This window comes from Rasiella rasia (assembly GCF_011044175.1).
GTDB classification, from domain to species: Bacteria; Bacteroidota; Bacteroidia; order Flavobacteriales; family Flavobacteriaceae; genus Marinirhabdus; species Marinirhabdus rasia.
The window spans coordinates 17,992-31,631 of record NZ_CP049057.1; the positions used below are offsets into that span (position 1 = coordinate 17,992).

General features: G+C 37.9%; 13 protein-coding genes. 4 read left to right on the forward strand and 9 right to left on the reverse strand.

Annotation, left to right across the window (positions count from 1 at the left end; translation table 11 throughout):
* The first annotated feature begins 2 nt into the window (after window positions 1-2).
* Window positions 3-818, forward strand: coding sequence for a DUF6503 family protein (locus G5B37_RS00080; RefSeq protein ID WP_164678019.1), 816 nt, complete (start codon window positions 3-5; stop codon window positions 816-818).
* Window positions 819-821: 3 nt separating this feature from the next.
* On the opposite strand, the gene G5B37_RS00085 is transcribed toward G5B37_RS00080, so the two are convergent.
* From G5B37_RS00085 to G5B37_RS00115, 7 genes are all read right to left on the reverse strand, one after another.
* A complete protein-coding gene (locus G5B37_RS00085) occupies window positions 822-1,838 on the reverse strand; it encodes a COX15/CtaA family protein (protein ID WP_164680844.1) in 1,017 nt (338 codons plus the stop codon).
* Window positions 1,822-2,355, reverse strand: coding sequence for a GNAT family N-acetyltransferase (locus G5B37_RS00090; RefSeq protein ID WP_164678020.1), 534 nt, complete (start codon window positions 2,353-2,355; stop codon window positions 1,822-1,824). Before G5B37_RS00090 ends, G5B37_RS00085 begins: the two co-directional genes overlap by 17 nt.
* On the reverse strand, window positions 2,355-3,773 hold the full coding sequence (locus G5B37_RS00095) for a CCA tRNA nucleotidyltransferase (RefSeq protein WP_164678021.1): 1,419 nt from the start codon (window positions 3,771-3,773) through the stop codon (window positions 2,355-2,357). The genes G5B37_RS00090 and G5B37_RS00095 overlap by 1 nt, the downstream gene beginning before the upstream one ends.
* A 71-nt stretch (window positions 3,774-3,844) precedes the next feature.
* On the reverse strand, window positions 3,845-4,405 hold the full coding sequence (locus G5B37_RS00100; protein WP_164678022.1) for an L-threonylcarbamoyladenylate synthase: 561 nt from the start codon (window positions 4,403-4,405) through the stop codon (window positions 3,845-3,847).
* On the reverse strand, window positions 4,395-5,306 hold the full coding sequence (locus G5B37_RS00105) for a glycosyltransferase family 2 protein (protein ID WP_164678023.1): 912 nt from the start codon (window positions 5,304-5,306) through the stop codon (window positions 4,395-4,397). Before G5B37_RS00105 ends, G5B37_RS00100 begins: the two co-directional genes overlap by 11 nt.
* A gap of 9 nt (window positions 5,307-5,315) precedes the next feature.
* Window positions 5,316-6,383 carry a glycosyltransferase family 4 protein gene (locus tag G5B37_RS00110; protein ID WP_164678024.1) on the reverse strand — a complete coding sequence of 356 codons (1,068 nt, stop codon included), beginning with the start codon at window positions 6,381-6,383 and terminating at the stop codon, window positions 5,316-5,318.
* Between the two features lie 2 nt (window positions 6,384-6,385).
* Window positions 6,386-7,147: a glycosyltransferase family 2 protein gene (locus G5B37_RS00115; protein ID WP_164678025.1), complete on the reverse strand. Its 762-nt coding sequence runs from the start codon at window positions 7,145-7,147 to the stop codon at window positions 6,386-6,388.
* Between the two features lie 52 nt (window positions 7,148-7,199).
* Between G5B37_RS00115 and G5B37_RS00120 the strand changes: the two genes are divergently transcribed.
* On the forward strand, window positions 7,200-7,910 hold the full coding sequence (locus G5B37_RS00120) for a polysaccharide deacetylase family protein (protein WP_164678026.1): 711 nt from the start codon (window positions 7,200-7,202) through the stop codon (window positions 7,908-7,910).
* A 4-nt stretch (window positions 7,911-7,914) separates the two neighbouring features.
* Here G5B37_RS00120 and G5B37_RS00125 read toward each other — a convergent pair whose 3' ends face one another.
* A complete protein-coding gene (locus tag G5B37_RS00125) occupies window positions 7,915-8,652 on the reverse strand; it encodes a glycosyltransferase family 2 protein (protein WP_164678027.1) in 738 nt (245 codons plus the stop codon).
* A gap of 89 nt (window positions 8,653-8,741) precedes the next feature.
* Between G5B37_RS00125 and G5B37_RS00130 the strand changes: the two genes are divergently transcribed.
* Window positions 8,742-9,695 carry a class I SAM-dependent methyltransferase gene (locus tag G5B37_RS00130; protein ID WP_164678028.1) on the forward strand — a complete coding sequence of 318 codons (954 nt, stop codon included), beginning with the start codon at window positions 8,742-8,744 and terminating at the stop codon, window positions 9,693-9,695.
* 16 nt (window positions 9,696-9,711) lie between these two features.
* Entirely contained in the window at window positions 9,712-10,533 is an 822-nt protein-coding gene (locus G5B37_RS00135; RefSeq protein WP_164678029.1) for a glycosyltransferase family 2 protein, read from the forward strand.
* A 57-nt stretch (window positions 10,534-10,590) separates the two neighbouring features.
* Here G5B37_RS00135 and G5B37_RS00140 read toward each other — a convergent pair whose 3' ends face one another.
* Entirely contained in the window at window positions 10,591-13,602 is a 3,012-nt protein-coding gene (locus tag G5B37_RS00140; RefSeq protein WP_164678030.1) for a DNA polymerase III subunit alpha, read from the reverse strand.
* Between the last annotated feature and the right edge of the window lie 38 nt (window positions 13,603-13,640).

Consider the following 13,640-nt stretch of genomic DNA (forward strand, 5'->3'; position numbering starts at 1 on the left):
ACATGAAAAAAACACTAATCTTAATCGTAGCGATAATAAGTATTGTTGCTTGTAAAAATGATGTAAAATCAGAAGACACCGTAGTAATTCATGACACTGTAGAAGTTTCAGAAATAGAAAATACCACGCCTACATATCCAGAGGCATTAGCGGCTATATTTGAAGCGCATGGAGGTATAGATACTTGGACTACTATGAATAACCTCTGTTACCAGATAGAGGGCCGTAGCGGTACCGAAACGCACACAACGGATTTAAAAAATAGAAAGGCCAAAATAGAACACAAAGATTGGTCTATTGGATACGACGGTGAAGACGTGTGGCTGTTGCAGAATAAGCCAGATTCTTACCAAGGAAATGCCCGTTTTTATCACAACCTCATGTTTTATTTTTATGCAATGCCCTTCATTTTAGCAGACGATGGTATTGAGTACTCTACTGTTGCTGAAACAGAACTCGACGGAAAAATGTATAAAGGCATTAAAATTGGTTATAAAGCAAATGTGGGTGATACCCCAGAAGATGAATACATTTTATTTTACGATACTGAAACCAACAAAATGGAATGGTTAGCGTATACGGTAACCTTTAAAACAGGAGAAAAAAGTGATGACTGGCGTTTTATAAAATACAGTAATTGGCAAGAGCTTAACGGATTAATTCTACCTGAGACCTTGACATGGTATAACGTTGAAAACGGCGCACCTACCAGCAAACGTAATGATATGGAGTTTACTAAGGTAACTATATCTACACTTACCTTAGACGACACTGTTTTTGCGAAACCAGAAGCAGCAACGGTTATTCCTAAAGAGTAACTATTATTTGCTAAAACGGTGTAATGTAAATGTCATCGCTGCCAATAAGAAAAAGGCGAATACTTGATGCAATACTCCTAAGACTACTGGCACGTGCATTAGAAGTGTTAGTACACCTAAAATAAATTGTACTCCTACCAAAATTAACAACCATCGAACTCCTTTCGTCTGCAAAGGGGTTCGGTTTATTTTTTTAGACTTGTGCCAAATTAAAATTATTAAACCAACAACTATGTATGCCAGATAACGATGTACAAATTGTACACCACTTTTGCCTTCTACAAAGTTCTTCCATACTGGGGTTTGCTCTATGGTTACAGTTTCATGAATAAGTTCTCCATCGCTCATTAAAGGCCAGTGGTTGTGAATCCATCCTGCATCTAAACCCGCCACAAAAGCACCCCAGATAATCTGTACAAGCAAGAGCACTAACCCCAATCGAATAAGGTTTCGTAACCCTTTGTGGATTTCTTTACGCTCTGGAAATTTTAAATCTAATGCCACCCAAAACGTATACGCAAAGGTGATAAAGGCAGTGGTTAAGTGCATGGCGAGTCGGTAGTGACTCACGTCAGGATGATCTATCAGGCCACTTTTTACCATATACCACCCCAAAAAACCTTGAAATCCGCCAAGAAAGAGTAAGACAATACATTTTTTTATCGTTGGCTTGGTGAGTTGTTTTTTTAGCAAAAAGTAAAGAAACGGAATGATAAACACCACACCTATAAATCGCCCAAGTACACGATGCAACCACTCCCAAAAGTAGATGTCTTTAAAGTCTGCCAGGGTAAAGTTGCTGTTTAGTTTTTGATATTCAGGATACTGCTTATACAAATCGAATGCTGCTTGCCACTCTGTTTCATTTAAAGGCGGTATAGTACCTGAGATTAGTTTGTAATTAGATATAGATAGCCCAGAATGAGTAAGTCTTGTAATTCCACCCACTACAACCATTATAAAAATAAGGGCACAGCCAATAAGCAACCAATACATTACTTTTTTATGATCTTTCATAATCTTCTTTAGTTATTACATACCAATCTAAAATAGCTTCTTCGTCAGGATACGATGCCTTTTTTTCAAACTGAAAGTTTAGTTTTTTTAAGACTCGGGTAGAAGCTGTATTTTCTGGATATACAGTAGCCACAATTCTTTTTAGATTTAAATCATTAAAGGCGTGTTCTAGAATAGCTTTAGAGGCTTCTGTTGCAATTCCTTTACCCCAATAGTTTGGTATAAGCCGATACCCTAAATCTGTTTCGTCTATCTCTGGTAAATACTTTACGCCACAAAAACCTAATATTGTTTTGCTCTCTTTCTCTATTACAGCATATCTGCCATACCCAAACTTTTTATAGTCTGAAAGCCACACATTTTTAATCAAATCTGTTACACCATCTAAGGTTGTAATTATTGGGTCTCCAGTATATTTATTAATCACCGGGTTACTACTAAAAACCAACACCTGTTCCTCGTCTCCCAAAGCAAAGGGACGCAACCATAGACGCTCTGTTTCTAACAATAACTGCTTCATCACGCTTCTGTTAATCCAAGTGCTTTTCCTTTTTTTAGCATAAATGCTTTGGCAGGCTCGTACTCGTTAGGAATCTCTCCTTCAAGAATAGCCTCTTTAATAGCCTCTTTAATAATTCCTATTTCTCGAGATGGTTTTAAATTGAACGTTTTCATAATTTCTTCTCCGCTAACTGGAGGCTGAAAATTTCGAATACGGTCTCGTTCTTCTACTTCTGAAATCTTACTGCGTACCAATTGAAAATTACTGTGGTACTTTTTAAATTTCTTCGGATTTTTAGTCGTGATGTCTGCTTCACACAAGGTCATTAAATCTTCCACATAGTCGCCTGCGTCAAAAACCAATCGGCGTACGGCACTATCGGTTACTTCGCTTGCCAATACAATAGGTCTAGAACTCATTAACACCATTTTCTGAACAAATTTCATTTTGTCATTCAGTGGCATTTTCAATCGTTTAAACAGTTTAAAAACCATTTTTGAACCCACAAATTCATGTGCATGGAAGGTCCAGCCTATTTTTTTATCAAATCGTTTTGTAGGTGCTTTCCCAATATCGTGCAACAACGCAGCCCAGCGTAACCAAAGATTATCTGTAGTTTCTGAAATATTATCGACCACTTCTAAGGTGTGCCAAAAATTATCTTTGTGTCGTTGCCCTTCTTTTTCTTCAATTCCTTGCAACGCTAGTAATTCTGGAAAAATATATTGTAAAAGCTTCGTTTTATGCAAGAGCGCAAATCCTTTTGAAGGCACAGAAGCCATAAGAATCTTATTAATTTCATCTACAATACGTTCTTTAGAAATAATCTTAATCCTATTCGCATTTCTAGTAATTGCCTCAAGCGACGCTGGCTCAATCATAAAATCTAATTGTGTAGCAAATCGAATGGCTCGTAACATTCGTAAAGGATCGTCGCTATACGTAATGTCTGGATCTAAAGGAGTCCGAATTGTTTTTTTCTGAAGGTCTTTAATACCACCAAACGGGTCTAATAAATCTCCGAAGGTAGTCTCATTTAGGCTTATTGCTAAGGCATTAATGGTAAAATCACGCCTGTTTTGATCGTCTTGAAGTGTTCCGTTTTCTACCGATGGGTTTCTACTATCTTCTGCATACGACTCTTTTCTAGCGCCTACAAATTCAAGTTCTATGCCACCAGTTTTTAGCATGGCCGTACCGTAATTTTTAAAAACTGAAACGTTAGGAGTTCCGGGAAGTAACTTAGAAACAGCTTTGGCTAATTCAATGCCACTGCCCACCGCAACAATATCAATGTCTTTTGCCGAGCCTCGCTCTAGAATGTGGTCGCGTACAAAACCGCCAATTACATATGTTTCTAATTGAAGGTCTTTGGCGGCTTTTGAAATAACACGAAAAACCGGATTTTTAAGTGCTGTTTTATAGTTAGAAGGCATTGTTATATTTTGCTCGTGCAAAGGTACAACATACGCTTTGGTAGCGCAACTTAGCCTTATACTTTTACCCTTTATTCTCTAATTACAGTTACACTCCCGTTTAATTTTAATTTAATTATAGCAGACGGATTAGAACTCTTTCCTTTTCTACCGTGATTCACTACATAATCTACACCGCTTTTAATTTCTTCGGAAATTTCCGCAAATGAGCGTGGGGTTGCTTTGCCACTTAAATTCGCAGAGGTAGAAACAATAGGTTTTCTAAACTTTCTGATGAGCGTTTTACAAAAATCATCTTTCGAAACCCGAAAAGCAAGCGAATTGTCCTCTGCAATCAAGTTGGTTGCAACTCTAATAGGGTCGTCGTAAATTATGGAAGTAGGTTTTACTGCGTATTTTAAAATGTCGTAGGCTACTTCAGGTATTTCTTCTACAAACTGATTCAACATTTTAAAATCGTGTACCAAACAGATCATTGCTTTATTTTCAGCACGCTTTTTTAAGGCGTAAATTTTATCAACCGCATCTGCATTGGTTGCATCACAACCTATTCCCCAAACCGTATCGGTTGGGTAGAGAATTAATCCGCCACGTTTTAAGGTTGCTAAGGCATTTTCTATTTCAGTCTTCATAAAATCGTAAGGTTTGTTTTTGTTTCAAAGATTGGGTAAGTGAATTACCTCGTACAATTATAGGCAGTAAATACCATTTTTTTGGTTTTAGTGCTAACGCTATCATCAAGTACAGACGTATAACGTACCATTTAAAATTTCCGTAGTTTTTAAGAATAACATACAAATAAGAAATGTAACTTTCTTTACTAATAATTTTAGATGTGCCTGTGCTCACGCCTTGATAATGCAATATTTTAGCTTCTGGTACAAGGGTGCTCTTTAAGCCATGTTTCTTTAAACGATGGCAAATGTCCATTTCTTCCCAGTATAGAAAAATGTTGTTATCAAAACCGCCCACAGCGTTAAATGCAGTTGCCCTAAAAAACAGAAAAGCTCCATTTACCCAATTAGCTTCAACGGGTTGGGTGTATTCTTTTTTTCGCTTCGGATAGGTGTTAGGGTTTAATTTCTCTAGAAATCCACGCCCAAATAACAGCCTTCGTAGGCCTTTATTGTGATCAAAAGAAGGCACAAATTTGTTGTGCTCATTGTAATTTTGTGCAGTACAAACACCAACATCGTCATGGGTATCCATATAGCTTGTCAAGATGCTTAAACAATCGTTTAGCAACATGGCATCATTGTTAAGAAAAAGGAGATAGCGGGCGTTTGCATATGGCATTCCTAACATGTTTCCCCCACCGAATCCAGTGTTTATCGGACTCCTATGCAAGGTGAAATTGTCTTGCTTCGGAAAGTTGGCTTCTAATTGTTTGTAGTCTTCTAGTTCAGAATTGTTATCCACAACAATCACCTGGTAGCTTAGTTGTGTATTGGCTTTATCTTGCACCGCCTTTACACATGCTAATGTGTATTCTGCGGTGTTAAAGTTTACTATGATGATGGCAACATCTCTCATACCGCAAACTTACTGCAAAATTGTGTTATAGACATCTAGATACTGCTTGGCTGTAGTTTTCCAGTTAAAACTTTTAGCGCGCGCAATATACCATTCTTCGTATTCGGTCTGATGTGCAAAATAAGTTTCCATACCCTCCTTAAAAATAGTTGCCATATATTCTGGATCGTAATGATCCCAATAAAAACTTTGTGCACCACCTATTTCTGGTAGCGAGGTATTGTTTGATAAAAAAACAGGTTTTCCAAAACGCATAGCTTCTATGGGAGGGATTCCAAAGCCTTCTCGTAATGACGGAAACAGAAAAGCTTCACAGTTCTTCAGATAATATTTTTTTTCGTCGTCACCAATCTTTCCTGGGAGTATCACTCTATTGGTAAGTTGATACGTTTCTACCAAATTGCGCAAGGTGTCTGCATACACAGACTGATTATTTCCAGCCAAAACAAGTTGGTGATGGGGTAAATGGCGTAACATTTCAACAAGCGAAATAAAATTCTTTCGTTCACTAAAATCGCCTATCGAAAAGAGAAATGGCGCGCTTGGAGTTTTCTTTGGGGCAAAATTTTCTGGTACCGAAACATCTGTAATAGTGTTGCCGTTATAGATTACAAACTCGGGTACATTAGGAACCTCAAAATGTTTGTGGGTATCTTTTTTCGCAAATTCTGAAATATAAGTGATAGCAGTAGCGCGTTGTAATTTTTTATTGAATTGTGCACGTAACTTTTGCTGTAACCCGTCAGAACCCTCTGTAATAAAGTGAATATCATGAACCGTTAATAAATATGGAATATTGTAAAAAGGTTCAACTTTAATATTCTGATTTAAACAATGCCACAAATCGTATTTTTTCTTAATTCTAAATGGCTTGTGGCGTGTTAGGCTCTTGTATTTTTTATAGATAAAGGTACTGCCATACTCTTTTTGTAAAACGCCTGTATCTTTAGCATGAAGTGTTATGTTTAAATGGCTGAGGTCATTTTGTGACAAACCTCTTATAAGGTGCAAATTAAATTGCCCAAAACCAGAAAACGGATTCTTAAGGTTATGCGATTCTAAAAATATCTCTTTCATCTTTAGTCTATTTTTCGGTACAATAACCAAAGATTAACATAGCGCTTAAAAACCGTAAAAGCATTAACATAGGCGAGTATAAATCCTTCTTTTCCATCTAAAATACCAAGTCTAAGAATGTACTGATGCCAAAACCTATAAAAAGGTCTAAAAAAGAACTGAAATAATTTCGGCTTTTTGCCTTTGTCATACATCATCTGGGCTTGCAGCGCACTATACTTATGTAATTTTCGGGTGTAGTCGTCAAAGTTTTTATACGTATGGTGGGGTAGGCGCTGTGTTAGTTTTCCTGTGCTACCATTCACATCAATAGTTTCATGAACAAGGTTGCCATTATATTCACAGAAGTCTTTGTGAAACAATCGCACCACCCAATCGGTTTGAAATCCGCTGTACTTAATGCGCTTCTTCATAAAATACAATTGCCTTTTAACCATGTACCCCTGATGTTTTGGGTTGGCAAGCGTAGCAACTATCTCGTCTGCTAAGGGTTTGGTGATTTCTTCATCTGGGTCAAAAAAAACTACCCAGTCATGAGATGCCTTCGAAATTGCAAAATTCTTTTGGGAAGAGAAGTTGTCAAAAGTGCGTTGGTGCACTACAACATTCTCGTGTTGTTCTGCCAATGCTACTGTATTGTCTGAACTAAAAGAGTCTACAATTACAATTTCGTCTGCAAACCATAGACTTCTCACAAAGCCTTCTATGTGCTCAGCTTCGTTTAAGGTTATGGCTAGTGCCGAAATTTTCACAGGAGAATTCAAGTACAGTGTATAGTTTCCGTAAAAGTACTAATTTTACCACGTACCGCACACTATGGCCTCGTCAAAACTACCAATACTCATGTACCACAATATTCATCCCGAGAGCGGTGAAGGTTTAACATGTAGCATGGCTAATTTTGAGGCACATTGTAAGCTGTTAGTTTCAGAAGGCTATAAGACCTATCATTTTTCTGAAACAGCTGCTATTTCAGAATTGCCAGCTAAAAAAAATTGCATCATCACGTTCGACGATGGTTATGTAAATCAGTTAAACTATGCGGTGCCTTTACTTCGGAAATATAAGTTGAAAGCTACCTTTTTTATTCCGTTGGCTTACCTCGGAAAAGCAGATACGTGGAATACAGGAAATTTGCCAATTATGACCGCAGCACAACTACGAACGTTACCTTCAGATACGATAGAACTGGCGTACCATAGCTTTCAGCACAAAAAATATGACGAATTATCATTTCAGGAAGTTTCCGAAGACACTCAAAAGTGCCTTAAACTTGCAGAAGAGGAAAACCTAAACTTTACAAACGTCGTCGCGTATCCGTACGGCAAGTTTCCGCGGAAAAATCCTGAGCAAGCCATATTCTTCAAACAATTAGAAGATGCGGGAATTAAAAACGGACTGAGAATTGGGAATAGAATAGAATCATTTCCGTTTAAAAATCCTTTTCAGATAAACCGAATTGACGTAAAAGGAGAATGGACCTTGGCAAAATTTAAACGAAAGTTGAAGTTTGGAAAATGGTTCTAACAGCTTAACGCATTCCTTTTTGAAGCAGCCGTAATTTTACATACCGCTGAAAAACACCATAGGCATTTACCGCAGCTACAGTAAGACCAGGAACACCATCTCTAAAGCCTCCTTTTACTATATACGAGCTAAAAAACCGATAACATGGTTTTATAACCAACTTCGCCCAAGTGGTGCGCTCGCCTTTTTCAAACCGTTGTTCTGCTTGAAACCATGCGTAACTTTCTTTTTTGGTTATATAATTTTGCAAACCTTTGTAGGTGTAGTGTAGCATTGGGTGCCTAAGTTTGCCAATGCTGCCGGTACATTGTAGTTTTTCATGAACAGATCCACTAAATGAAGCCCCGTTTCTTTGTACCAAACGCAGCACGTCGTCACTGTGGTGATAGAGAAATCGGTTCATGTAAAAATGCGGAAAATTTAACTTGTAGCCACCGTGTTTAGGGTTGGCAAGTGTTTCTTTAATTTCGTTTTCTAGCGAATGCGTCACCCGTTCATCGGCATCTACAAACAGTACCCAATCGCCCGTGGCTTTTTGTAAGGCATGATTTTTTTGTGCCGAAAAATTATCGAATTCCCGAAGTAAGATAGTATTGGTATACTGTTTCGCAATCGATACTGTTTCGTCTGTGCTATAACTATCTATTACGATTATTTCATCGGCAAAGAGGACCGATTGTAAGGCGCCTTCTATATACGCTGCCTCGTTATACGTGGGAATAATAACCGATACTGTAACCATAGTACAAATCTAGGAAATGTTCTTGTTACCCAACGATATTTGAAAAAAACAAAAAAGTTTACCTTTATATTATCGTTAAAATAATTGACATGCATTGTAGAATTTGCGGAAATTCTAAAGACAATACCTCATATCAAGCACGTGAAATGATGTTCGGGCTTCGGGAGACATTTAATTATTTTGAATGTTCACAATGCAAATGCTTACAGATAGCAGAGTTTCCTGAAGACATGTCTGCATACTACCCAGAAAACTACTATAGTTTTGGTGCTTACTCAGGCGATAAGTTTTTAGGCTTTAAAGGCTCCATTAAGAAAAAACAATACCAATGGTCTGCATTAGGCGGTGCAACCTATCGCAACACCCTCGGAAAGTTGATAGGTAAAAAAGAATATGCCATTTTTAAAGAGCTTAAGGTTACTAAAGACACACGCATCCTAGATGTTGGCTGTGGTAATGGAAGAAATTTTTTGTACCCGTTAGCCGAAGTGGGCCTTAAAAATTTACTTGGTTGCGACCCATTTCTAGCAAACGATTTAAAATACCCCAACGGGCTAGAAATAAAGAAGGCCGAAATTTTTGATATCGCTGGCACTTGGGATATTATTACCTATCACCATTCTTTTGAGCATCTTCCAAATCCGAAGCAACACTTTAAAAAGATTGTGGAACTGTTAGCACCTAACGGTGTTTGTATTATTAGAATCCCTACCACCTCTTCATATGCTTGGAAACATTACAGAGAAAACTGGGTGCAATTAGACGCGCCAAGGCATTTTTTCCTGTATTCTGAAGAAAGTATGGAAATTCTTGCGCAAGAAGCGGCGTTAGATCTGTATAAAATAGAAGACGATGCTACGCATTTTCAGTTTACAGGAAGTGAGAAATACATGAAAGATATTCCGCTTTCTGCCCCTAAGCAAAGAGGGTTTAAAAAGTCATTGCAGCGAAAACTAACTAATTTTAAGTTGAATCGAAAAGCAAAGAGGTTAAATAAAAAGGGAGCAGGTGACCAATCGGCGTTTTATTTCAGAAAGAAATAAACTTATCTTTGCACTTGTGAATACGTTAGATACTTCCATAATAATAAGCACTTATAATTCTACTAAATGGTTAGAGAAAGTGTTATATGGGTATAACAACCAAACCTATAGAATGTTTGAGATTGTTATTGCAGACGATGGTTCTACTCAAGAGACAAAAGAATTGCTAGACCGTATGCAAAAGGAAGTGTTTTATCCAATTGTGCATGTATGGCATGAAGACAATGGCTTTCAGAAGTCTCAAATTTTGAATAAGGCAATTGTAAAGTGTAGTACGCCTTATATTATCATGAGCGATGGCGATTGTATTCCGCGTAAAGATTTTGTAGAGCAGCACGTTAAATACAGAGAAGAGGGTTACTTTTTGTCGGGCGGCTATTTTATGTTGCCTATGAATATTTCAGAAAAAATTACAAAAGAAGATATTTATTCAGAAGCGTGTTTTGATGTGCACTGGCTAAAAAAGAATGGCTTAAAAGCCTCATTTAAGAATAACAAACTTACCTCTGGCGGACTAAAAGCCTCGTTGTTGAACGCGGTAACACCTACAAATGCAAGCTGGAACGGGCATAACGCTTCGGGATGGAAAGACGATATCGTAACTGTAAACGGTTTTGATGAACGTATGCAGTACGGCGGACAAGACCGTGAGTTGGGGGAGCGACTCGTAAACCTCGGGATTAAAAGCAAGCAAATTAGGTACAATGCAGTTGTAATTCATTTAGACCACCCACGTGGCTATAAAAACGAAGCGTCTATTGCTAAAAACCAAGCAATCAGAAAAACCACTCGAGACGAAAAAAAGAAGCAAACCGACTTTGGAATTGTCAAAAAATAAACGGGTTTAAGGTAAAAAGAGTAACCTCACTATCCACTATCCACTATCCACTATCCACTACTCACTACTCACTACTATATTCTTATACCGCTTACCACTTGCTCTTGTCTGTACGGCTCCTTCGGCGTATCTAGGGTCTTCAATAATAGCGAGACGTTCCATTTGGGTGACCTCTATGGTAATACAGTCAAATTCATTTAGTACTTTTCCTATAATTTGGTAGATTCCTTTTCCTCTAAAGGGATATTTTGCAGCAACAGGAGGAAAGTGAACCGTGTCTATAAAATCGCCATCTTCATCTAAAAATGTCCCAAAAAACATACGTTTACCATTTGCAGTGGCTGTATGCTTTATGGTTACCAAATAGCCATTTATTTTAACGAGTCTATTTTCGAAATGATATAAGTGTTGTGCGCGTAATGTTCCTTTTGGCGGCTGTATTAATAGTGAAAACGGGTTACACAACGGGTAACCAAGTAGTTCCAACTCGTCAAAGGCATCTTCTAATAGAGTGTTTGGTAAATTGGGTGTTTTGTAATTAACCTTTTCAGCAGTAAATAATAGTAGCTTTTTTTCCTCGAATGAAATTTTATTAATTTTCATATGGGCTTCCCAAAGCAATTCGCGCTTGTTGCGATTTGTAAAACGAAATGCATTTATTTTTATCAATATTGAAATCTGATCCATACTAATGGGCACGCGATCTATAAAGTTGTCTAGACTAGAAAAATGGCCGTTGTACTGTCTTTCTTCTATCAAACGTGTTATAGTTTTAGATTCTAGCGATTGTAGAAAGGCAAACCCTAAATAAATATTTGTGGCACGAATTACTGCAAGCGCCTCGCTTTTATTAACACAAGGCGGAAGTATAGAACCGCCATGCATACGCGCTTCATGCACATACAATTCTTGCCGGTAAAATCCGCCGCCATTATTAAGTGTGGCTACCATGTATTCTAAGGGGTAATAGGCTTTTAAAAATAGACTTTGGTAGCTTTCTACGGCGTAAGATGCAGAATGCCCTTTGGCAAAAGCATAGCCTGCAAAACTTTCGGTTTGGCGCCATACTTCGGCAGTGAGCTCATACGACTTGCCTTGCTTTTTACAATTGTCGAAGAACTGTTGTTTTACTTTTAAAAACTCGTCTCGAGAGCGAAATTTCCCGCTCATACCACGACGTAACATATCTGCTTCTCCTAAATCGAGACCGCCAAAATAGTGGGCTACTTTTATCACATCTTCTTGATACACCATAACACCGTAGGTTTCGGGCATAATATCCAGCAGGGCAGGGTGGGCTTCGTTTCGCTTTTCTGGAAATCGGTGTCGTAGAATGTACTGTCGCATCATTCCAGATTTGGCAACACCAGGACGAATTACCGAACTTGCCGCTACCAGGCCTAGGTAATCATCAACCTGTAATTTCCGAAGTAACATACGCATAGCAGGCGATTCTACATAAAAACAGCCAATAGCTTTGGCATTTCTTAGCAAGTGTTTAATACGTTCATCTTGCTTAAAACGTTTAATATCATGAATGTCTATACGTGCATCTTTTGGGTGATTATTTCGAATAATTGTAACTGCGTCTTTAATTTTTCCGAGGCCACGCTGACTTAAAATATCAAATTTGTAGAGCCCAATGTCTTCTGCTACTACCATATCAAACTGTGTGGTAGCAAAGCCTTTTGGCGGCATAAAAGTAGCCGTATAATAGTGAATAGGCTTTTCAGAAATAATAATACCGCTGGCGTGTATGCCCAAATAATTAGGGAAGCCCTCGATGCGTTGGCTATAGGTAACCACGAGTTGCGATAGTTTATCTAGCGTTGTAAAATTATAACGCCCAGAAGACAGTATGTCTATCTCCGCTTTTGGAAGTCCGAACACTTTACCCAACTCCCGTACTGCTGCCTTGTATTTAAAGGTATTGTATACAGTAATAAGCGCAGTATTTTTAAAGGTTTTAAAGATGAATTTGGTAATATCGTCACGGTCTGTCCATGAAAAATCGATATCGAAATCGGGCGGATTCTTACGATATAAATTAATAAAGCGCTCAAAATATAGGTCAAGCTCAATTGGGTCTACGTCTGTAATACGAAGCAGATATGCCACAACACTGTTAGCACCGCTTCCACGCCCTACATAAAAATAGCCTTTGCTTCGGGCGTATTCTAAAATGTGCCAGTTAATAAGAAAATACGAAACAAACCCCTTCTGTTTAATAATGTCTAGCTCTTTTTCAATACGCGATAGGATACTTTTTTCAGGATTTTTTCCGAAGCGATAGGGGAGGCCGCTATAGGTAAGTTTCTTTAAAAGTGAGTAATCTTCGGTTTCAGATTTTGTAAAACATTGCTGGTTGTTAGGTGTTTCTTTACTGAAATCGAAGGTTACATGGCACTGTTCTAATAAGCTGATTGCATTGCAAAGGAGCTCAGGGAATTCTTTAAAGCTTTCTTTTAGTTTTTCTGCAGAAATATACGTGTGGGTTTCACTTCCTTGTTCAGAAACAGTTAGCTTGCTAAGCAGTGTATTGTTGTCTATGGCACGTAATAACCTATGTGTGTTGAAACCTTTTTTATCTTGAAATGAAATGGTATGTAAGGCTACAAGTTTGTGTGTTTTTTTACGCCAAGGAGAAAATTTTAAACGGTTGAGGTCTGTTGCGCGTACGCCTAAATATTCATGTTTCCCTAATTTTTTATGTTGATTTTGCTGAAACGGATACACCACAAAAGTATCGGGCAGTTTTTTGGCTGTCTTAGGAATTTGGGTTTCGGTATGCAAGAAGTGAGACAGATAAGTATTTATGTTTTTAAATCCGTTATTACTAGCAGCGTACATGATAAATTGTTGTTGTGCACCATTTCTAAAATCAACACCTATTATCGGACTTACATTGTACGTAGGCGCCATTCTAAGTATCTCTAGACAAGCCGAAGTAGTATTAATATCTGTAATAGCAAAACGTTGTATGCCTACATGTTGGAAATACTCCAAAAGTGCTCTAGAGGCAATAGTGCCGTAGCGTAAACTAAAATAAGTATGCGTATTGATAAACATAAAAAAGGAAATAATCCAAAATTATGGAATAATTCCTA